General features: G+C 68.7%; 18 protein-coding genes and 1 pseudogene. 10 read left to right on the top strand and 9 right to left on the bottom strand.

The window, feature by feature from the left end; translation table 11 throughout:
* Positions 1-517: 517 nt before the first annotated feature.
* Together ABTZ58_RS33100 and ABTZ58_RS33095 are read right to left on the bottom strand one after the other, a co-directional pair.
* Positions 518-889 carry an STAS domain-containing protein gene (locus tag ABTZ58_RS33100; protein WP_351364885.1) on the bottom strand — a complete coding sequence of 124 codons (372 nt, stop codon included), beginning with the start codon at positions 887-889 and terminating at the stop codon, positions 518-520.
* Positions 890-892: 3 nt separating this feature from the next.
* Positions 893-2,341, bottom strand: coding sequence for a PP2C family protein-serine/threonine phosphatase (locus ABTZ58_RS33095; protein ID WP_351364882.1), 1,449 nt, complete (start codon positions 2,339-2,341; stop codon positions 893-895).
* Positions 2,342-2,509: 168 nt separating this feature from the next.
* Between ABTZ58_RS33095 and ABTZ58_RS33090 the strand changes: the two genes are divergently transcribed.
* Together ABTZ58_RS33090 and ABTZ58_RS33080 are read left to right on the top strand one after the other, a co-directional pair.
* Positions 2,510-3,742, top strand: coding sequence for a glycosyltransferase (locus tag ABTZ58_RS33090; RefSeq protein ID WP_351364879.1), 1,233 nt, complete (start codon positions 2,510-2,512; stop codon positions 3,740-3,742).
* An 855-nt stretch (positions 3,743-4,597) separates the two neighbouring features.
* On the top strand, positions 4,598-5,905 hold the full coding sequence (locus tag ABTZ58_RS33080; RefSeq protein WP_351364876.1) for a nucleotide sugar dehydrogenase: 1,308 nt from the start codon (positions 4,598-4,600) through the stop codon (positions 5,903-5,905).
* Here the strand turns inward: ABTZ58_RS33080 and wecB are convergent.
* Positions 5,893-6,993: a non-hydrolyzing UDP-N-acetylglucosamine 2-epimerase gene (gene wecB, locus ABTZ58_RS33075; protein WP_351364873.1), complete on the bottom strand. Its 1,101-nt coding sequence runs from the start codon at positions 6,991-6,993 to the stop codon at positions 5,893-5,895. The genes ABTZ58_RS33080 and wecB overlap by 13 nt on opposite strands.
* Positions 6,990-7,643 (bottom strand): acyltransferase, encoded by a 654-nt coding sequence (locus ABTZ58_RS33070; protein ID WP_351364897.1) that lies wholly within the window; start codon positions 7,641-7,643, stop codon positions 6,990-6,992. The genes wecB and ABTZ58_RS33070 overlap by 4 nt, the downstream gene beginning before the upstream one ends.
* A gap of 252 nt (positions 7,644-7,895) precedes the next feature.
* Between ABTZ58_RS33070 and ABTZ58_RS40305 the strand changes: the two are divergent.
* Positions 7,896-7,994: pseudogene (locus ABTZ58_RS40305) on the top strand (IS5/IS1182 family transposase); the annotation flags it as partial.
* Between the two features lie 37 nt (positions 7,995-8,031).
* Here the strand turns inward: ABTZ58_RS40305 and ABTZ58_RS33060 are convergent.
* Entirely contained in the window at positions 8,032-8,574 is a 543-nt protein-coding gene (locus ABTZ58_RS33060) for a hypothetical protein (protein WP_351364870.1), read from the bottom strand.
* Positions 8,575-9,008: 434 nt separating this feature from the next.
* Between ABTZ58_RS33060 and ABTZ58_RS33055 the strand changes: the two genes are divergently transcribed.
* From ABTZ58_RS33055 to ABTZ58_RS40300, 6 genes are all read left to right on the top strand, one after another.
* Positions 9,009-10,493 carry a tyrosine-protein kinase domain-containing protein gene (locus ABTZ58_RS33055; protein ID WP_351364867.1) on the top strand — a complete coding sequence of 495 codons (1,485 nt, stop codon included), beginning with the start codon at positions 9,009-9,011 and terminating at the stop codon, positions 10,491-10,493.
* Entirely contained in the window at positions 10,490-11,038 is a 549-nt protein-coding gene (locus ABTZ58_RS33050; protein ID WP_351364864.1) for an arsenate reductase/protein-tyrosine-phosphatase family protein, read from the top strand. The genes ABTZ58_RS33055 and ABTZ58_RS33050 overlap by 4 nt, the downstream gene beginning before the upstream one ends.
* A 533-nt stretch (positions 11,039-11,571) precedes the next feature.
* Positions 11,572-12,669: a DegT/DnrJ/EryC1/StrS family aminotransferase gene (locus ABTZ58_RS33045; protein ID WP_351364861.1), complete on the top strand. Its 1,098-nt coding sequence runs from the start codon at positions 11,572-11,574 to the stop codon at positions 12,667-12,669.
* Positions 12,666-13,703, top strand: a complete 1,038-nt coding sequence (locus tag ABTZ58_RS33040) for a Gfo/Idh/MocA family oxidoreductase (protein WP_351364858.1) — start codon at positions 12,666-12,668, stop codon at positions 13,701-13,703. The genes ABTZ58_RS33045 and ABTZ58_RS33040 overlap by 4 nt, the downstream gene beginning before the upstream one ends.
* Positions 13,704-13,809: 106 nt before the next feature.
* Positions 13,810-14,073, top strand: a complete 264-nt coding sequence (locus ABTZ58_RS33035) for a glutaminyl-peptide cyclotransferase (protein WP_351364855.1) — start codon at positions 13,810-13,812, stop codon at positions 14,071-14,073.
* Positions 14,025-14,630: a glutaminyl-peptide cyclotransferase gene (locus ABTZ58_RS40300; RefSeq protein WP_502996166.1), complete on the top strand. Its 606-nt coding sequence runs from the start codon at positions 14,025-14,027 to the stop codon at positions 14,628-14,630. Before ABTZ58_RS33035 ends, ABTZ58_RS40300 begins: the two co-directional genes overlap by 49 nt.
* Here ABTZ58_RS40300 and ABTZ58_RS33020 read toward each other — a convergent pair.
* Genes ABTZ58_RS33020 through ABTZ58_RS33005 form a run of 4 tightly spaced genes read right to left on the bottom strand, consistent with a single transcriptional unit; the run spans position 14,597 to position 20,409 of the window.
* On the bottom strand, positions 14,597-15,793 hold the full coding sequence (locus tag ABTZ58_RS33020; RefSeq protein WP_351364852.1) for a glycosyltransferase family 4 protein: 1,197 nt from the start codon (positions 15,791-15,793) through the stop codon (positions 14,597-14,599). The two genes, ABTZ58_RS40300 and ABTZ58_RS33020, sit on opposite strands and share 34 nt — an antisense overlap.
* On the bottom strand, positions 15,780-16,757 hold the full coding sequence (locus ABTZ58_RS33015) for a D-glucuronyl C5-epimerase family protein (RefSeq protein ID WP_351364849.1): 978 nt from the start codon (positions 16,755-16,757) through the stop codon (positions 15,780-15,782). The genes ABTZ58_RS33020 and ABTZ58_RS33015 overlap by 14 nt, the downstream gene beginning before the upstream one ends.
* Positions 16,754-17,977, bottom strand: coding sequence for a glycosyltransferase family 4 protein (locus tag ABTZ58_RS33010; protein ID WP_351364846.1), 1,224 nt, complete (start codon positions 17,975-17,977; stop codon positions 16,754-16,756). Before ABTZ58_RS33010 ends, ABTZ58_RS33015 begins: the two co-directional genes overlap by 4 nt.
* Positions 17,974-20,409, bottom strand: a complete 2,436-nt coding sequence (locus ABTZ58_RS33005; protein ID WP_351364843.1) for an O-antigen ligase family protein — start codon at positions 20,407-20,409, stop codon at positions 17,974-17,976. The genes ABTZ58_RS33010 and ABTZ58_RS33005 overlap by 4 nt, the downstream gene beginning before the upstream one ends.
* Positions 20,410-20,500: 91 nt before the next feature.
* Between ABTZ58_RS33005 and ABTZ58_RS33000 the strand changes: the two genes are divergently transcribed.
* Entirely contained in the window at positions 20,501-20,809 is a 309-nt protein-coding gene (locus ABTZ58_RS33000; RefSeq protein WP_351364840.1) for a hypothetical protein, read from the top strand.
* The last annotated feature ends 102 nt before the right edge of the window (positions 20,810-20,911 follow it).

Genomic DNA, 20,911 nt, shown 5'->3' with positions numbered 1-20,911 from the left:
TCGCCGCCACGAGCGGTGTACCTCCGGGCCTCAAGCCATCGTGCTGGTCCGCAGACTGCCATGAACATAGGTTGTGGATCCTGCGCCATGCCGTCGTGTTCGCGACTGCCAAAACGACTGTGACCCTGTCATCTGTCTCGCGGCGGGGACCGTCAGGCGGTCTGCGGGGAGAGACCGAAAGCAAGCACTGGGCAGGCGGTCCTACGGAGAGGCGCTCGCGGACCCGGCGGCCGCTTCGGTGTCGTCGGCCTCCATGGTCCGGAGGTAGCTGAAGGCGCTGAGCACCGCGTCCGGCGTCATCGGGGCGAGCGGCACGGTGGGTTCTGGAACATGGACGGCACCTCGCGTACGGGCCGCCTCGCCGATCGTGGTGGCCTCGGAGTCGATGCTCGAACCGCAGCCCTGTGGACGGAGTCCACCGCCGACGTGGGAGAACTCTCCCCTCCCGGCTTGTCCTCTGCCCCTGAACGTGGGCGGTTTGTCAATGAAGTTGGGTCGGGCCGGTGGATCGGCCGGGTCAGGCGGGCTCGGGCGTGGTAGGGAAACGGGCGTTCATCGCGGCCTCAATGCTGGGGTAGGACGGCATGAGGGTGCTCAGCCCGGTGAGATCGAGCATTCGGGACAGGCGATCGGGGACCGCGGCCAGGGTCAGGGAGCCGTTTGCGGCCATCGCGCAGCGCATGATGCCGATCAAGGCGTTGAAGCCGGAGGAGTCGCAGAAGGTGATCCCGGTGAGGTCCAGGATCAGGTGCGGGTGTCCTTGGGCGATGACGTCCAGTGCTTCTTTACGCAAGGCGGGAGCGGTCTGTGTGTCGATCTCTCCGCCGACGCAGAGGGCCGCCAGGTGTCGGTCGGTGTGGGTGTGGGTGAGGGTGAGGTCGTCGGTCACGCGTCAGTGCTCCTGGTCGGCGCGGGCGGCGCCAGCGACGGGCGTGGCCAGGGTGCGGGCGGTCGATGCGGCGGCCGTCTGCTCAGTGGCCGGTGCCAGGGGTACGGACAGCGCGAGCAGGGCGACGTCGTCACCGGGACCGGTGGGCAGGTCGGTGATGAGGGCGATGGTGTCCTCGATCAGACGGGCAGCGTCCGGGGTGGTGCGGGTGGTGAGGAAGGCGGCCACGCCTTCCTCACCCAGCATGGTCCCGTCCGGCAGGCGGCCCTCGGTGAGTCCGTCGGTGTAGAGCAGCAGGCCCTGGCCCGGGGCGAGGTGGAAGGTGTGGGAGGCGAACCGGGCGCCTTCCAGCGCCCCCACGAGCATGCCGCCCCTGGGGCGTACCTCGTTCACGACCATCGCGCCGTCGTCGCCGTGCTGTATGCGGAAGGCGGGGGGATGGCCTCCCGTGGCCACGCTCACTGTGAAACCGCCGCCCGGGGCGGGCTGCAGGGTGCCGAAGACACAAGTGCAGAACCGGCTGCCCATCGAGGGATCGAGCAGCAGGGCGCTGTTGAGGGCGTCGAGGACTTCGGTGGGATCGCCGTGGTGCTGGGCGGCCGCGCGCAGGGTGTAGCGGGTCAGCGAGGTGACGGCGGCGGCTTCGGCGCCCTTGCCGCACACGTCCCCGAGGAAGAACGCCCACCGTTGTCCGCCCAGGGAGAAGACGTCGTAGAAGTCACCGCCGACGTCCCGGGGCGAGTCGGTCTGGTAGTGGCAGGCCAGCTCCAGCCCCGGAACCGGCGGCAGCGCGGGAGGCAGCAGGGTGCGCTGGAGGGTGGTGGCGAACGCGGTGATCGCCTCCGTGTCCCGCTCGGCCCGCGCCCGCGCCTCCTCCTCCGCCTTGCGGCGTTCCTGCTCCTCGCGCAGCAGCCGCAGGCCCGAAAGTCGCAGCTCCATGGCGTCCAGAACCACCGCGGCCAGGTCGGCCAGGGTCAGAGTGTCGGCCTCGGTGATCAGACGCGGTCTGGTGTCCAGGATGTTGACCGTGCCCAGCCGGTGGCCGTCGGCGGTGATGATCGGCGCAGCCGCGTAGAACCGCACCCCCAGAGGACCGGTGACCAGCGGATTGGTGCAGGCGGTCGGATCGGTGAGGGTGTCGGGGATCACCAGCGCGTCATCGCGTAGGATCGCCGACCCGCACAGTCCCGGGTCCCGGCCGATCTCCGCGACCCCTTCCAGGCCGTGAATGGCTTTGAACCAGATCCGGTCGGCATCGACGATCGTCACGCTGGCCACGGGGACATCGAACAGGCGGGCGGCCATCGCCGCGACCCGGTCGAACGCCCCGTCGGGCGGGGTGTCGAGGATGTCGTAGCGGCGCACCGCCTCCATCCGCGTCGCCTCCACCTCGGCCGGCGGCACCCGCCTCAGCCGCGGCGCACCCGGCGAAGCCTCAGGGGCACCTGTCATCACTCAGCTCCTGTCCTCCGCGACGGAACCGGTCCCAGCGCCCAGTCCTCGACCACCGACCCTACGTCAGCAGCGAAACCCGGCTTCGCCTCCCGCGCGTCAATTCCAAAGGCGTCCTACTCGCAGGAAGACCTCGACAGAGCCCAGGCGGAGGGGGCTGGTGCAGTCGTGGGCGTCGAACCCAAAGCCGCCACGGCCCATCTGCACCTTGGACAGGCCCTGGCGAAGAAGGGCCGGGACGAAGAGGCCGAGGACGCCTTCGGCCTCGCCGTACGCGCCGACCCATCGCTTCTACAGTCCGTCCCGGAGGAATTCCGGGATTCCGCGAGCGCAGCAGCCAAACGCCGTGCATGCGAACTGGCACGCGGCGAGATCCTCGTCGAGCTCGACCATGACGACCTGCTGGCGAAGGACTGCCTGGCGGAACTGGCGAAGGCCTTCGACGAGCACCCCGACGTCGTCTTCGTCTACAGCCACACCGCTCAGATCACCGAGGACGGAAACCGGGACGACACACGGTTCAACGAAGCGCACGGCTGGCAGTACGAGGAGGTGGACGTCGACGGTCGCCGCCTCCTGCAAGCCATCTCCATGGCACCGACACCGCACAACGTCTCGTACATCTGGTACGCCCCCAACCATGTGCGGGCGTTCCGCAAGGACACGTACGAGCAGGTCGGCGGGTACGACGCCACGCGCACGGTGCTGGACGACCAGGACTTGATGTGCCGTCTCTTCCAGGCCGGTGACTTCCATCGCATCCCCCGATGCCTGTACATGCAACGAATGCACCCCGACAACACCCAGCGCGACACCGAGATCAACGCGCACATCCAGCGCGAGACCGTCGCCTTGTACGACAAATACATCGAGAGCAACGCGCTCGCCTGGACCAAGCGGCGCGGGCTGCTCGCGCTGGACCTCGGCGCCGCGCACCGCAAGCCGCCCGCCTACCTGGGCGTGGACCAGTACGCGAGGGACGGCGTCGACATCATTGCGACACTGCCCGCGCCCCTGGACCTCCCGGACGACTCGGTCGGTCTGCTCAGGGCGGTGGACTTCCTGGAGCACGTGCCCGCGAAGGTTCCACTGATCAATGAGCTGTACCGCCTGCTGGCACCGGGCGGCATGCTCCTCACCCTCACGCCCAGCTCCGACGGCCGGGGCGCCTACCAGGACCCGACACATGTCGCCTACTACAACGAGAACTCGTTCTGGTACTACACCGACAACCAGTACCGCGCCTTCGTACCGGAGATCCAGGCCCGATTCCAGAACTCACGGCTGGTCACCTACTTCCCGACCGACTGGCACTCCAGGAACCAGATCTCCTATGTGCAGGCCAATCTGATCGCGGTGAAGGACGGCGCCGAACGCTGCGGCGGCCCCTTGCTGGTGTGACGCCCCTGGGCGACCGAGGTGCGTGCGGGAGGGTCACCCTTCGGTTCGTCCGACCGAAGGGCGACCGCTGGCTCGACTCGGACAACTCCGCAACGCGCAAGGCATCTCTGGATGCGGACGCTACGTCTCCTGGAGATGGAGCCGTACGCGGACAAGACCGGCGGCCCGCCTCGTCAGCACGGTCACACCGTCCGGACGGGGGTGAGGGCCGACATCGAATGATCAGTCCCGCCGTGCTTCGCGGGAGGCCGGCTGTCCGCTCCTGCGAGACGTTCGGCGGGTGATTCGCCTGGTCATGCGCGTGATCGCGGCCCGGGCGATCAATGACTTCGAGTGCTGGACGAGCCGTTCGCAGGCGCGGACGTGCCGGCGGGCGCGCATACCCCAGGCGTGACAGTGTTCGACGACCCAGCGCCGGGGCAGGACGACGAGTCGTCACCGCTAGACCGGCGCGGCCTGCACACTCATCAATGGTCTATCCGCACCCAGTCATCTCGTGCCAGTCGTCACCGAGGCCACTGCGGCGCATGGCTGGATCGGTGGCAGTGTCGGCCCCGGCTCAGTCATCGAACGGTGGCTCACGGGTCCCGGTGATCTCAAGGCCACGTTCACGCGCGCTGTCCCTCGGACAGCTTCCTCCCAGCGGTCCCGGGCTCGCACGGCCAAATTGGTATATCGAACCCGCACCGGCGACATCGAGCCAACATAACTTCTCTCAGACGATGGTGCGGCCCTTTGTGTCAGCTCACTGAAATGAAACTGCAGAGATAGGATGCGCAGTACGAAAACACCTGTTAAAGCGTGTGGGCTCTCTTCGGTCGCCTGCGCAGCTTGTTGCCGTCGGAGGAAGCAGCCGTGCGTATCTGTGTAGTGGCGCTCGGAAAGATCGGCCTGCCGCTGGCTGTCCAGTTCGCTGCAAAGGGCCACCACGTCATCGGCGCCGACGTGGACGAACACGTCGTGCACCTGGTCAATGAGGGCGTTGAGCCGTTCCCCGGCGAGGCCGGACTCGCTGAGAGGCTGAAGAGCGTTGTCGCGGAAGGGCGACTGCTGGCCACCACCGACACGACCGCTGCGGTCACGCAGGCCCAGGCGGTAGTCCTGGTCGTTCCGGTGTACGTCGACGTCCGGGGCACCCCCGACTTCGGCTGGATGGATACAGCGACGCAGGCTGTGGCGCGCGGGCTGCGGCCCGGCACACTCGTGTCGTACGAGACGACACTGCCCGTCGGTACCACGCGAGGGCGCTGGGCGCCCATGCTCGAGCAAGGCAGCGGGCTGACCGCGGGCCGGGACTTCGCTCTCGTCTTCAGCCCCGAACGGGTGCTGACCGGGCGCGTATTCGCCGACCTGCGCCGCTACCCCAAGCTGCTGGGCGGCATCGACGCGGCCTCCGCGCGCCGAGGCGTCGAGTTCTACGCGTCCCTCCTCGACTTCGACCCACGCGACGAGCTGCCTCGCCCCAACGGTGTCTGGGACCTCGGCTCGACGGAGGCCGCGGAGTTCGCGAAGCTGGCCGAGACAACCTACCGTGACGTGAACATCGGGCTGGCGAACCAGTTCGCACGGTTCGCGGACCGCATCGGCATCGACGTGGACCTGGTGATCGAGGCCTGCAACTCGCAGCCCTACAGTCGCATCCACCGGCCCGGCATCGCCGTAGGCGGTCACTGCATTCCCGTCTATCCGAGGATGTACCTGTGGAACGACCCGGACGCGACGGTCGTACGAGAGGCCCGGGCGACCAATGCCTCGATGCCCGAGTACGCGGTACGGCGGCTTGCGGAGGTGTACGGCGACCTGAGCGGCGCTGGCGTGCTGGTACTGGGCGCGGCCTATCGGGGCGGCGTCAGGGAGACCGCGTTCTCCGGGGTGTTCCCCGTCGTCGAGGCGCTGCGGTCGCGGGGCGCCGAGCCGTACGTGTCCGACCCGCTGTACAGGGCCGATGAGCTGAGCGCACTCGGCCTGCCGCCGTACAGCGGCCAGACAGTCACTGCCGCCGTCATCCAAGCCGACCACGGCGAGTACCGGGAGCTCGGCTCCGACCAGTTCCCGCAGGTGCGCGTCGTGGTCGACGGACGGCGGATCACTGACCCCGGTCGATGGGCCGGGGCCGAGGTGATCGTGCTTGGTGCGCCGTCGTCGACAGCTCAGCGGCCCTGAGATCCGCTCAGGTGATCTTCCAGCGCCCGCACCACACGGAGTGCTGCTTTGCCGTCGCCATACGGCATGCCGCGTGGGCTCTTGGGCGCAGGGCGCAGGACGGTGTCGGCCCATGCCTGGGAGCCCAGTTCACGAGGATCCGGCACGAGTGTGTTCCAGCCGCCCTGGAGCGTTTCAGGCCATTCCGTTTCCGTACGGAGTGTCGTGCAGACGCGCTCCAACAGGAACGCCTCTTTCTGGAGTCCTCCCGAGTCGGTGATCACGCCGTGCGAGCCGAGCATCGTGCGGATCAGCTCGGCGTAGGGGAGGGGGCGGCTGATATGGAGAGAGCCTCGGTCGAGCTTGATGCCGAAGTCCTCGGCACGTGCGAGCAGCCGGGGATGGGCGGCCAAGACGACGGGAACCGGCAGACTGGCCAGGGCGTCCACGAGAGCGGCCAGGCGACCGGGACGATCCGTGTTCTCGGCCCGGTGCAATGTCGCGAAGAGGTAGGGCTCCTGCGCGTTGAGGAAGGCTGGAAGCGTGGCGGTGGCCTTGTCCGTCAGCACCTTGTCCTTGATGCGCAGGCAAACATCGACCATGACGTCCCCGGTCAGGACCGCACGGTCCGCCAGGCCCTCGGCTGCCAGGTGGCGCACCGCCTGCTCGGTGGGTGCGAGCAGCAGATCGGCAGCGTGGTCGGTGAGGACGCGGTTGTGCTCCTCGGGCATCCGCCGGTTGAAAGAGCGCAGGCCCGCTTCCAGGTGGGCAACGGGGATGTGCTGTTTGGCCGCGGAAAGGGCGCCGGCGAGAGTTGAGTTCGTGTCTCCGTACACCAGCACCCATTCGGGGTGTGCGGCGGCGATGACGGGATCGAGGGCCGCCAGAATGGTACCGGTCTGCACGCCGTGGGTGCCTGATCCCATGCCCAAGTCCACATGGGGCGCAGGGATGGAGAGGCCGGTGAAGAAGACGTCGGACAGATCGGCGTCGTAGTGCTGGCCGGTGTGGACGATCGTGTGATGGTGCTCCGTGTCGCCGAACGCTGCGGCGACTGCGGCAAGCTTGACGAACTGGGGGCGCGCCCCCACTACGCTCATGACCTTCACTGGCTCGCGTTTTCTCGGTATTGAGCTGAAAGCTCCGTCAGAATTCCGTCTTTCTCTGCGTAGAGAGTCCCATCACTCGGACACTCCCAGAATCCGGACCGATCCGGCAGTGCGTCCAGGCGCTCGCCGGCTCGTCCCACCCATCCGATCTGGTGGGCGGGGACACCGGCAACGAGGGCGAAATCCGGCACATCCTTGGTGACGACGGCTCCCGAGGCGACCATCGCCCAGCGGCCGATGCTGACCGGAGCCACACACACTGAGCGCGCGCCGAGTGACGCGCCTTCAGCGACCCGGACGCCGACCGCCTCCCAGTCGCCGGCGCGTTTCAGACGTCCGTACGTGTCGACGGCGCGAGGATTGCGGTCGTTCGTGAGGACGACCGCAGGCCCGACGAAGACGCCGTCAGCCAGCTCGGCAGGCTCATACACCAGCGCATGGTTCTGAATCTTGACCCTGTGACCGATCTTCACCCCAGGTCCCACGTAGACACCCCGGCCCACGACGCAGTCACAGCCGAGCACCACCTCCTCGCGAATCTGCGCGAGTTCCCACACGGTCGTACCAGGGCCCAGTACGGCCGACCCGTCGACCTGCGCACCCGGTGCGATCCGCACCTGCGGAAACGCCACCTTCCCGCTTTGGTTCATGTGCTGAGCAACGAGCACAGACTGCTCCGGGTACGGCTCTCTGAGCCCTTTCGGGCTGGGCTCGTCGAGTGGCCAGCTGGCTTGACCAACACAGGAGTCCTTTGGCAGTCGGGTTCTCAACCAAACGAACCGCCCTGGAGGTCGTCCCGTGACTGCTGGTCAGAAGTGAGATGATCTCGCGGCGGCTGGTGTGATCACGGCGTCCAGGCCCTCGTGGATACGCCTGTTCACCGGGCTGAGTCCTCGGCAGTTCCCCGGCGGCGGTTCCGCAAGGAAACCGTGCTCATCGTGGACGGCACGCTGGTCCCCACCCGCGACCGAGCCGTGACCGCCTCCAGCGAGAACCGGCGTCCAGGCCCGGGCCGGGCGCCGGGGTTGTGCTGACCTTTCAGATATTGCGACCACGGCGTACGGCCAGCGTCGTCCCGCCGCCCACCATGAGCAGGGCGGCCGCCGAGCCGCCGATGACCAGCGCCTTGTCACTGCCCGCCGCCGCAAGCCCCTCAGCGTTCTGGTCCGCGTGTGGGGAGTCCGACGGCTCGACGGCTGCGGGGAGTTCAGGGGAAATGTTGCGGCCGTCGTCACGTCCGTGGTGCCCAGCGTGCCCTGGTTCATCGTGGTGCCCGGGCTTGCCCGGGTGGTGGGGCGGCTTCGGGGTCGGGGTGGGCGACATACTGCCCTGCACGTGGATGCTGACGCCGACACTCTTGTGGGGGTGCCTGGAGAGGAGCCGGAAGACGCGCCAGCCGGTAGTGGTGTCTGCTGGGATGGTCACGGTCCCCGCAACCGAGCCGTCGGCCCGGGCCTGGAAATGGCCGAGCACAACCGGGTTTGGTTTCAGCAGCGCCGTGACTTTCGACCCCGGCTCGAACACGCCGGGGATCGTTCTGAAGCTCAACTTCTCTCCGGCTGTCACCGTGGTGGTGCTCACGCACAGGGGCGGGGCCGACGGCGGGTACGGGTGCGCCGAGGCGGCCTGCGCCCCGATCAGCGGTGCTGCGATGAGAACGGCAGTCGTTGCCGCCGATGCCAGAGCGGCCCGCCATCTGCGCGATGCTGTCATCTTCCTCAATCTCCTTGGCTTCGGTCCGGGCCTGGACGTGCGGCGGCCGTGGTGCGGTGTGGGACACCAAGACCTGGATACATGGCGCGAATGGAACATAACGACATTTATTGGCCGTACGGTGCAGAGGTCACCTGACTGGTCTAGTCCCGGCTCGCACGGAGCGCGTCCCACGAGTCTTCCGAGGGGACACAGGGGCCGGTTCCCCCGCTCGAAGAGTCCGAGTCCTTATGGTCAACTTCGTCCGTAGGGAACAGAAGCCGTAATTCGGGTGGTTCCCTGAGTCCCGTGAGGGGTGCAGCTTGGATCTCCAAGGATTCCTGAAGGCTCTTGCCAGACGATGGCCGACGGTTTTGGTCTGTCTGGTTCTCGCGGTCGGGGCGGCGCTCGCCGTGACAAGCGTGAGCACCCCCGTCTACGAGGCGAGAACGCAGCTCTTCGTCGCCACCCGCACCGGTGAGAACACCATCGATCTGAACGAGGGGCAGACGTTCTCGCAGGCGCGTGTGCAGTCGTATGCCGAGATTGTGAAGACACGTCAGGTCACCGCTCCCGTGGTGAAACAGCTGAGGCTGCGCACCACCCCAGAGCAGCTGGCGTCCCGGATCACCGCTGGCGTTCCGCTCAAGACCGTGCTCATCGACATCACCGTCCGGGACACCTCCCCGCGGCGCGCGGCGCGCATCGCCAACGCCGTGGCAAAGCGGTTCAGTTCGGTCGTCGAGCAGTTGGAGACCCCCAAGCAGCCGGTCCCCTCGGTACTGTCCAAGACGGGTGACAAGGCCGAGGATGACGCGCCTGTACCACCGGTCTCCCCCGTCTCCCTCGGCGTCACCGAGGAAGCCGTCGCCCCGACCTCTCCTACATCGCCCCGCCCGTTGATGAACCTGGCCGCGGGTGTGGTCGGCGGCCTGCTGCTCGCTGCCGGGCTGGTCGCCCTCCGCGAGACGCTCGACACCACGTTCAAGACGAGCGAGGCACTGGGCGCATTCCTCGCTCTGCCTGGCCTCGGTACCATCCCGTATGACAGGAACGCCCCAAGGCAGCCGCTGGTCAGTGCCGACGGGCACTCCAAGCGAGCCGAGGCGTTCCGCAAGCTGCGCACCAACCTGCAGTTCTCGCAGGTCGACGATCCGCCGCGGATCATCGTGGTGACGAGCTCGGTGCCAGGTGAGGGCAAGTCGAACATCGCGATGAACCTCGCCCGCTCTCTCGCCGAGACCGGCGTCTCCACCTGCCTTGTGGACGGCGACCTGCGTCGCCCGTGCGTGGCGTCGGCCTTCGGCCTCGTCCAGGACGGGGGCCTGACCACGGTGCTCATCGGACAAGCCCGTGTCGAGGATGTGATGCAGCAGGTCGCCGGCGGGCTCTCGGTGCTCGCCAGCGGTGCTGTGCCGCCGAACCCCGCGGAACTGCTCGCCTCGGCGCGTATGGAGGAGGTGCTGCGCGAGCTAGCGGACATGTACGACATCGTGATCGTCGACACCGCGCCCCTGCTGCCGGTCGCCGACACCGTGGGGCTCGCCTCGATCTCCCAGGGTGCGCTGCTCGTCGTACGGGCCGGGAGGACCAACCGGGACCAGGTGCGCACCGCCAGGGAATCGCTGGAGCGTGTGGGCGCGCGCGTGCTCGGCACCGTGTTCAGCATGGCTCCGGTTCCCAAAGGCGGCTGTTATGGCAGTTACGGCGCCTACGGGCAGTACGGCGAGCTGCCTGCTCCGCGTACGTCTGCCACGCCGGAGGGGACGGCCGCCTCCGCGGTGACGCGTACCACGGACGGGAAATGACTCGGATCCTGTTCGTCTGCACGGGCAACGTGCACCGCTCGGTGCTCGCCGAGCGCCTGCTCGCGGCGAAGCTGCCGCCAGGCTCGGCCCTGCGGCCGGAGAGCTCCGGCACGGAGGCATGGCACCGTCTCCGTATGGAGGACACGACCCGGGCGGTCCTGGAGGAGCTGGGCGGTGACGGCTCCGGATTCGTCTCCCGCCCGCTCACCGCACAGCTCATGGCGGGCGCCCCGCTGGTCCTCGGGCTGGCACGCGAGCACCGCGAGGCGGCCGTGCGCCTCGCGCCGGCGGCGATGCGGCGCTGCTTCACCCTGAAGGAGTTCGTGCGGCTTGCGGATGGTGGAGCCGCGGGGGGTCGTGGAGGAGGCTTCGAGGCCGTGGTGGCAGCGGCTGCAGCCCGCCGCGGTGCCGCGGCCCCCGTCCCGCCGGCCGAGGACGACATCCCGGACCCTTGGGGCCGGCCCCGTGAGGAGCTGTACGAGTGTGCCCTGGAGATCGACAGGGCGGTGAGCGGACTGGTTCGGCTGTGGGCGATACGTCATTAGCCTCGAAAGCTTCATGACGACTCGTCAGTCCAATTGGCGGTCGTTTCGGTTTGCTCGGCGCGTGATGGGCGTTACTGCGGCCCGGCTGTCGCGTCGGGTGGGCGCCGGCTTCCACGGCTCCGGTCGGCGTGCCGCTCGCGGGGACGGGGATGCGGTGGTCAGCCGGGGTTCGGGAAAGCCGCAAGCCGCGCCATGCCTCCGTCGCAGGCGGCGCGGGTCCCATTGGACTCGGGCCGGATGAGCGGCAACATGCGCCGTCCAAGCCGCTACCGCTGGCGCCTGCTGCTGGTCTTCCATCTCTCCGCACAGGTCGCTGCCCGGTGCTGCCCCACTCGGCACCGCACCCCAGGAGCATGTGCGCAATTACCCTGATGGCGCCGATTGCGTCGCGCGTGCACGATGCGTTCCTGAGCGGCGCGCATCGTCCCTGATCGTCCATAAGGGTGGATATGAGACGCGCAGGAAAACCGGGTGGGGTGAGCAGAAGTTGAAGATAGGTCGACTCTCTTTCGCCGCCCGAACGGAGAAGTCCAGTGACCCGCTCCTTTCCATCGATCCCGGCGGCCCGACCCGTGATCGGTGAAGCCGAGATCGCTGCGGTTGTACGTGTGCTGCGCAGTGGCCGTGTCGTCCAGGGCCCAGAAGTGGCCGCGTTCGAAGACGAGTTCTCCGAGCTGGTCGCCGGGCGTGCCTGCGTAGCGGTCAACTCCGGCACCTCCGCCCTGCAACTGAGTCTCATGGCCCTGGGCATCGGACCGGGAGACGAAGTCGTGGTGCCCTCGTTCTCGTTCGCGGCGACCGCCAACGCAGTACGCCTGGTAGGCGCCGATCCCGTCTTTGCCGACATCACGCCCGGCACCTACTGCCTCGACCCGCACGCCGCGTCAGCGGCGATCGGTCCGCGAACCGCGGCCCTCGTTCCGGTGCATCTGTACGGGCACCCCGCGCCCATGGACCAGCTGATGGAGCTTGCCGCACGCCATGGGCTCGCCGTACTGGAGGACGCCTGCCAGGCGCACGGAGCCACGCTGCACGGACGCCCCGTCGGCAGCTTCGGTGAGGCAGGATGCTTCAGCTTCTATCCGACGAAAAACATGCACGCTCTCGAGGGCGGCATTATTTCGACCGACGATCCGCACCTCGCCCGCACCCTTCGGCTCTTGCGGAACCAAGGCATGGAGCAGCGGTATCAAAATGAGATCGTCGGGGCCAACATGCGGATGACCGACGTCGCGGCGGCCGTCGGTCGTGAGCAGCTGAAGCAGCTACCGGCCTGGACCGAGCAGCGAAGGGCCAACGCCAAGGTACTGAGCTCCCGCATCGAGGGGCTGTCTGTTCCGCATGAGGCGGACGGCGCGCGGCACGTCTACCACCAGTACACGGTCCGCATCCCGGGCGGTCTGCGGGATTCCGTGCAGCAGGACCTGGCGCGAGAGGGCATCGGCAGCACGGTGTACTACCCGACCCCGATCCATCGACTCAGGCCCTATCAGGACCAGGGCGGACCGTCCCTGCCCGAGACCGATCGGGCAGCTGCCGAGGTTCTGTCCCTCCCGGTTCACCCGACGCTGGGGCAGGCCGAGCTGGAGCGGATCGCGCAAGCCGTGAGCGATGCCGGAGGAGTAGGGTGAGCAGGCGCACCCTGCGGGCCGGGCTCATCGGTCTCGGAGCCATGGGATACAACCACGCCCGAGTGCTGTCGTCGCTTGACGCTGTCGAGCTGGTGGGCGTCATGGACCCGGCAGGCGATTCCACGGGTGCCGGCCGGAACACCCCCGTCGTGGCCACCCTGCCGGAGCTGCTGGCGCTCGGACTCGACTACGCGGTGGTCGCCTGTCCCACGGCATCGCACGAGGAGGTCGGCCTGGCCTTGGCCGAGAACGGCGTGCCCGCGCTGATCGAGAAGCCGCTCGCCCACTCAGCGGCGGCCGCACGACGACTGGTCGACGCCTTTGACAGAGCCGGTCTGGTCGCCGGTGTCGGACACATCGAGCGGTTCAACCCGGCACTGCAGGGTCTGCGTTCCCGTCTCGAGGCGGGAGAACTCGGGGAGGTCTTCCAAGTCGTCACGCGCCGTCAGGGACCCTTCCCGCACCGTATCGCCGACGTTGGGGTCGTCAAGGACCTGGCAACCCACGACATCGACCTCACCGGTTGGGTCACCGGCCACCACTACGTCTCGGTCTCGGCGCGCACGGTGTCCAAGAGCGGCCGCCCCCATGAGGACATGGTCTCCGTGGTCGGCGACCTCAGCGACGGCACCCTGGTCAGCCACCTCGTCAACTGGCTCAGCCCTTACAAGGAGCGCTACACGGCTGTGACCGGCGAGCGTGGCTGCCTCGTCGCCGACACTCTCACGGCAGACCTGACCTTCCATGCCAACGGAGCGGTGACCACCGAGTGGGAGGCCCTGCGCGCCTTCCGCGGCGTGGCCGAGGGCGACATGGTCCGCTACGCCATCCCCAAGCGCGAGCCGCTCCTCGTCGAGCACGAGCGGTTCCGTGATGCCGTGGAGGGCAAGGCAACGGACATCGTCACTCTCGACCAGGGGCTGAGGACGGTCGAGGTGGCGGAGGCGGTCCTTGACTCGGCACGGAGGAAGGCGTCCGTGAGGCTGCGACGCCCGCGCACGCCGGCCCTGTCGATGGTCACCCAGCGGTCGTGACGAACACCCCTGGCGAGCGCCAGGAACCAGCTTGTTCGGCGAGCCGGCCACCAGATGCAGGAAGGCCGGTGGGGCCGCTCGCGGCCCAGCGGGACGTCGAAAGGCAGTGTCCGACGATCCGGTCGGCCGAAGCCAAACGCACTGGCGGCGGGTCAGCCCCCGCCGGGTCGTCGCACGCCCGCGGGTGAAGGTCCTCGAAAACCTGCCCCACGACCCGAAATCGTTCACTCAGGGCCTGGAGATGGCCGACGGCACGCTCTACGAGGGCACCGGGCTGTCCGGTCAGTCGTCCGTCCGGCCCAGGGCACCTGACAGCCACCCATGGCGCACACCAGCGGGACCGCCATCGAGCGGGACGCGACGTCGCTGAGGGAGATGCGCCGCGTCCCCGACCCCGACGAAGGCTGGGGCATCTGCTTCGCCCGCGGCGGGCGGCAGTTGGTGCCGGGAGACGGCTCGGCACGACTCACCCTCCGTGATCCGCGCACCCTCGCGAAGACTGGTGAGCTCACCGTGACCGAAGACGGCCGGCCGGTGACGAGCGTGAACGAGCTGGAGTGCGCCGACCACGCTGCCTACGCCAACGTGCTGCCCGCCGAACGCATCGTGCGCATCGACCCCATCACCGGCGCGGTGACGGCGAGCAACGATGCCTCGGGCCTCCTGCACGCCGACGAACGCGTCCCCCGCCACCCTGAAACGGCATCGCGGCCGTCCCCGCAACGGACCAGTCTCTCCTCACGGGCAAGTTCTGGACCAAGATATTCCGCGTCGCCCTTGTTCCGGCACAGCCGCCGAGCCGCACCGCCCGCTGAACCGGGCAGTGGTCGGTTGGCCATACTGGCACGAGGTACCCAACTTCTCGTCGCTCCTGCGCATACAGCGGGCCCTGATCACACCGTTCCCGCGCGGGCCACATCCCTGTAAAGCTGTTCGAGTTCCGCGACCTTCAGGGATCCGCGCTCGGCCTGGCTGATCAGCATCCGATTGGACAGGCGATCATCCACATTCAGCGGCCCTGTGTTCGAGAGAGCGTCAGCCAACGAGCTGACCAGCGGATTGGGAAGCAGATCCGCCAGCAGGCCCTCCGCCACCAGTTCCCGGTAGGGTGCGATGTCGGATAGCAGCAGTCGGCACCCGGCAGCCGCGGCTTCGAGCACCGATGAGCTTCGCTGATCGGCCTGGGGAACCGAAATCGCCACATCGCTTGCGCTCATCAGGCTGAACATCTCGGTTTGGCCGAGTGGCCGATCGATGACGGCGACCCGGCCGGCCAGATCTTGTGCTCGGGCGCGCAGAAGCGCGAGATATTCCCGCTGCGCGCGTCTGGCGGCGGCATGAGCCGGCTGGTGACCCGCCACCAGCACGAGGAACAGGTCGGGCCGGACTCGCGCGGCACGGGTGAATGCCGCGAGAATCTCATAGGTCCGGTAGACCTCCGATGTGCTGCGGACCGACAGCGCGACCGTGGCTCCGGCCGGAATGCCGTACGTCGCGCGCGTCAACCGGGGATCGGCGTCGTTTCCGGCATCCAGTAGCGCGTCCGGTACCCCCCAGGAAAGGACCGTGATCCGTGAAGAGAGGACCCGGTACCGGCTCGCGACCAGCTCAGCCACCTCCCGCGAGGTCGGCACCACGCGTGCGGCCCGCCGGAGCGCCAGCCGAGCGACCAGCGCCCGGCCGGGACGCCGGTCCGCCGCACGCAGTTCGGATCCCCACGGAGTGATCACGACCGGCACCGCCGGGTGGGCCGGCAGCAGCAGGGAGAGCGCCCCGTGCACGCCGAGCGAGTGGACGTGGATGACATCCGGCCGCGCTCGGCGTACCTCGCGGCGCAGCCAGTGCCCCGCGCGCAGCACGCGCAACGGCCGGCACGCTCCGCCGGGGGTGGACGCGGTTCGCCGGCCATCGGAACCCAGGCCCGGCTCGTGCCAGCTGCAGATCGTCACCTCATGCCCCAGCATGGCCAGATCGTCCGCCCAGCGCCGGGTGTGCGCCGACGTGGCCGACGCGAGCAGGACGACGCGCAGCGGCGCGGCCGGCGCATCGCACATGCCCAGCCGTCGCGGGACCTGGTCATGACCGGGCACGGCGCTCCTTGAGTACGAACCGGCCCTTGCCCGCCGCAGCCCGCAGCCGGTTGGTCGGACTGCGCGTGTAGCGGTCCCACGCGATGGCCACCGTCGGCCATCGCGGGTCGGCGAGCACTTCTCCGGCCGCGGCCAGCAGCGCGACGTGCAGGCAGTGGTACGCGAAACTGGCGGGCGCGGTGTGCCGGAGGTCGTACCTGGTCCAGTACCCCAGGTCGAAAGCGGCCAGCGAGTCGCGGAGCCGGTCCGCCACGCGCTCGTGGACAGTCCCGCTCTGATGCCGACTCAGCTCGCACAGACCGAAGAGGGCGAAGACCGCCCCGTTGAGAATGTGACTGACCGGGTCTGACGGGCACTCCTCGGGGAAAGGGCGCCCCAGGTGGTCGTAGTGCGAGCAACCGCCCGCGTCCAGCGGCCGGAGCATCAGTTCCACCGCACCCTCGCTCGCGTCGAGAAACGACCGTTGGCCGGTCGTGGCGTATCCGCGCAGCATCACAGACACCGCCAGGCCCTGGGCCATGGCCGAGTACCACCCCGGGCGCACCCCGTACCGGGGTACGGGTACCGGATAGCGCCAGCCGCCGTTGCTGTCCTGGCTGGCGCGTAGCCAACCTGCTTGCGTCAGCAGAGCCTGCACGCCCGGCGGCCGTTCGTCCCCAGCGGCCGGGTGCCGGCCGGCGGCGAGCGCGCCGGTGTGCTGTGCGAGCGCATACAGGCTGACCGAGACCGGGTTCCGGTAGGTCTCGCCGGTCGCGGCACGGGTCACCACCACACGCTCGTGGTCGAGCATGCTCCCGGCCGTCATCGGCCGCAGGTCGAGCGGGTACCTGCCCGGCTGGTCGGTGGTCATGTCACCCGGCGGCGTCGTCGCGTCGACCGGAAAGCTCGGCCGCCGCAGATCGCGTACCGCTTTCCCCGCCATGCCGGCCAGCGTCGTTGTGGCCCGCGTCCTGTTGCCCTTCACGCCGGATCCTCCCTGCGGAGCGGCCTGCGGCGTCTCCGCGCGGCCAGTGCTTGGTGGTACAGCTCGTTCACCTGACCGGCTGTCCCGGCGATATCGAACTGCCGCAGCGCGAGTTCACGGCCTCGGCAGGCCATGCGGAGACGCGCTGCGGGATCGGCGAGCAGTGCGTTCACGGCCTGTGCCAGTGCCGGGGGATCGGCAGGCGGGATCAACAGACCGGTGCGGCCGTGCTGGACGGTGTCAGGCAGGCCACCGACGTCGGTCGCCACCACACCCTTTCGCATGAGCAACGCCTCCACCACGGTATAGCAGGCGGACTCGTCCATGGACGGGTTCACCAGGACGTCCAGCCCGGCCATGACCGAGCTGATGTCGGACCGGAAGCCGGTGAACCGGATCCGGTCGGCGATGCCGAGCCGGGCGGCGCGGTGTTCCAGCTCACGCCGGTACTCCCCGTCACCGACCAGCTCGTCACCCACCACGAAGAACCTGGCCTCGGGGTTCTGCCGCAGGATCAGCGGGATGGCGTCGATGAAGACTTCGTGCCCCTTGACCCCTACCTGGCGGAACTCCCGCAACTTGCTCGGATACATGTAGGCGACCATGCCGACAGCCGGCATGTCGTCGCTGAGGCCGAACTCATGGCGGAACGCATCCGGCGGGGTTGCCGGATCGAAGCGGTGTACGTCACAGCCGTAGTAGCTGACCGCGACCGACCGTGCCCCCATGGCCTGGTAACGGCGCGCGATCGCCCGGCACGATCCGAGCACCAGATCGTCCCGGCGCAGCGAAAGCCGCTCCAGGATCCGGAAGAGAGCGATCCGTAGATGCACCAGTCCGGGAACCTGCGACACGACCAGCGCCGGCGGGTAGGCGGCCGACACCACTCGGGCCACGAGCTTCGCGATGATCAGATGCGAATGGATGACATCCGGCTTGTATGCCCTGATGAACCTCATCAGCCGCCAATGCCCAGCCATCAGTACGGGTAGCTGCCTGATCCGGTGAGGCACTCCGAACGGGATGATTTCCACCTGGACGCCGCGGACCCCGCGCAGCCGGTCGGCGAGTGGGCCCTCTCGAGGCAGCACCGCGCACACCTCGTTGCCCAGCTCGGCAAGGCCCCGCACCTGGTCGTGGAACCAGCTTCCGCCGACGGCGGCCGAGGTGATCTGCAGGACGCGCAGCGGCCGCGGCTTTCCGATCGTGGACGGGCTCATCGCGCCACCGGCACAGGTCCGTTGGCCGCAGCCGGCTTCGCAGCCAGGATGATCAGCATCAGACCGGCCAGTAGGGGTGGGACCAGCAGAACCTCGCCGAACAGCGAGCAGACCCCGGCACCGACCATGGCCAGCAACGCCGGCTCACCCGCAGGATCACCAGATCGAGCCGCGCACCACGCCCGGCGGACGCCGAGCACGACGAGCATGCCGATCCCGGCCGCGCCCACCAGGCCGGTCTGCGAGAGGACTGTCAGGTAGGTGTTGTGAGCGAAATGCAGGAGCGGGAACTGGAGGAGCATGACCTCGTAATCACCTGTGGCGTGGTAGTAGGCGGGCAGATGGTTGGCGAAGTTCAGATATCCGACACCGAAAGCAGGGTGTGCCTCGAACATGCGTAGTGCGCTGCTCCACAGATCGAGCCGCACCGCGGAGTTGACGTCCGGCGCGCCACCGACGATCGAGTCGAACCGGGCCGCGATCGCGGCGGGCAACAGTGGCACCAGGCAGGCCGCGCCGACGCTCAGGGCAAGGACGCCGCGCAGCGATCTACGGGCGGCGTAGAGCGCGATCACCGCGATTCCCGCCAGATAGGCCGCGCGGCTCAGCGAGTACGCGACCCCGAGGGCGAGGACGACGACCCCCGCGCCGATCGCCAGCCGCAGCAAGGGCGCCCGGACGGCCGGATAGCGCCTGAGCAGGACTGCGGCCGCCATGACGAACAGGGCACCCACGGCGTTGTGGTTGGCCGCGTCCTCCTGAGTGATGGCCAGAACGGCGGTGTCAGCAGGGGCGAGACCCGACTTCGCCGCGAAGACGGAGCCGGTCTGAATGATGTTGATCAAGGCGACTGTCACGCTGCCGCAACAGAACACCACGAGCGCCCGGTCGAGAGCCCGTCCAGGTTCGGCGACCAGCGGTAGCAGCATCAGCGGCGCGCACATCAGCAGCAGGTACCGCCATTTGTCGGCACCCAGCAGATCGGTGTCGCCGATCAGGACGCTGGCGGCCACCAGGTAACCGACCGTGCCGACGGTGATCAGGACACCGATGGGCTTCGGCCGCGCGATCCCCCGGCCGGCGATGACGCGGCCCAGCAGGCAGACGAGCATGAGAGCGATCAGCGCACGCGGGGTGATCAGCGAGTCGCCGATGTCGGACTGCGAGAGCGGGATGGCCGCCGCGAGTACGCACAGACCCACCTCCGGGATCAGGGCCAGCACAATGACCAGGAGCGTCGCGGCGGCGCCGGCGGCACTGAGGGCAGGGCTGTACGCCGTCGCGAGACAGCCGGCACCCGCTGCGGTCAGGAGTCCCGCCGCGACCATGAGCCCTCTACTGGCCAGGACGGGCCTCACCTGCCTCGGGTACGCGCCCCGCCGGCGGTCGCCGACCGTCTTGACCGACAGGCACCCGATGAGCGGGCGCGCCGGTACGGCCGCCGTCTCGTCGCCGGCGTGGTCGGCCGGATGGCGCCGGCGGGCGCGGACAGCCGAGCGCACGCCGTGGGCGAGCAGCACCGCGAGCACCAGGTACCCGGCCGAGTCGGCGGCGCCGGCACCGACCGCGGCATGGTGGGGGGTCAGGGCCACGAGCAGGGCGATGTTGACCACCGCACCGATCACGGTGGCCGTGATCACCGGCCGGAGCAGGCCGGCTGCCGCCAGGTAGGGCTGGACCGAGCGGGCCGCGCTGAACAGCACGAGGCCAGGGAGCATCGCCCAGATCACCGGCACGGCGCCGGAGTACGGCCGACCGTAGAGCGCTGGGATCAGGATGGGCGCAGTCGCCGCCGCCACGACGGCAGCCGTGGTGGCGGCAAGGAACACGGTCCGGGCAATCCTGGCCGCTGCCCGCGCATCCACGGCCCCGGAAGTAACGGCGGGAAACATCACCAGCGCGACCGTCGTCGACAGCAGGAGCAGCCCCTCTGCCAGGGGCAGCGCCACCGCGTACACGGCCACGGCCGCCGCCCCGGCGAGCGTCTGGATCACCGGCACGTCCAGGCGCAGCAATCCGTAATGGATGAGGTTCGGGAGGTAGGACCTGATGGCGAAGCTGCCGAAGGTACGGCCAGAAAGGGGTTCCCCGTCGGCGTGGATGCGGGCGGTGGACGCGATCAGCAGCATCGCGGCGCAGACCAGCTGTCCGGCCAGCACCGACAGGAAGCAGCTGGTGGGGGTCAGCGATCCTGCGGCGAGCAGGCCGCAGACACCGATGAGGTAACCGGCCGCGGGGACGGTACTGAGCAGGTTGTACATCGCGACCCGTCCGCGACCGAGTTCAGCCATACCGAGCAGCGTGGTCAACAAGATCACCGGGCAGGTGGCGGCCACGAGCAGCGCAAGCCGGTACGGCACGCCGAGCAGCACGGCCGGCCAGAGATGACCGAGCAGCAGCCACAGCCCCGCCAGCGTGGAACCCGAGACCACGGAGAACCCGAGGCTCCACCGGACGATCTGCCGGAATGCGGTGTGCGAGGTCCCGGCGAACCGGGCGTTGGCGTTGTCCACACCCAGGACCGTGACGACGCTCAGCACGGAGGGGACCGAGATCATGACCGCGAACGTGGCCCTGCCTTCCACCCCGAGCGCCCTCGCGGTGATGACGCCCGCCGCGAAGCTCATCGCCGTGGCCAGCAATCGCGTGGCCATTGTGGCCCCGATCGCCGCCGGACTTACCCCCGGCAGCCGGGTTCGGAGACTTTTCGTGATCGACAGCACCAGGGAACGGCCTTCGGAGTCGCGAGTTGTATCGGTGGTGCTGGGAGCGGCGATGTTCTCGCCGCCTCGACAGCAGGCACAATGTAGCGGCACAGGTAGCGGAAAGTAGTGATGCATGCACATTGAGTAGTAGGTTTCTGGTTGCCGGGCGGCTCTCGCCGCCTCGGCCAGACGCCGGGAGAAGGCCTCTCCGGTGCGGTACGACAGGAGA

It is taken from the genome of Streptomyces sp. NPDC094143 (genome assembly GCF_040303825.1).
In the GTDB taxonomy this organism is placed as follows: domain Bacteria; phylum Actinomycetota; class Actinomycetes; order Streptomycetales; family Streptomycetaceae; genus Streptomyces.
The sequence above is the reverse complement of the archived record's forward strand: the minus strand, read 5'-3'. Positions and strand labels throughout refer to the sequence as shown.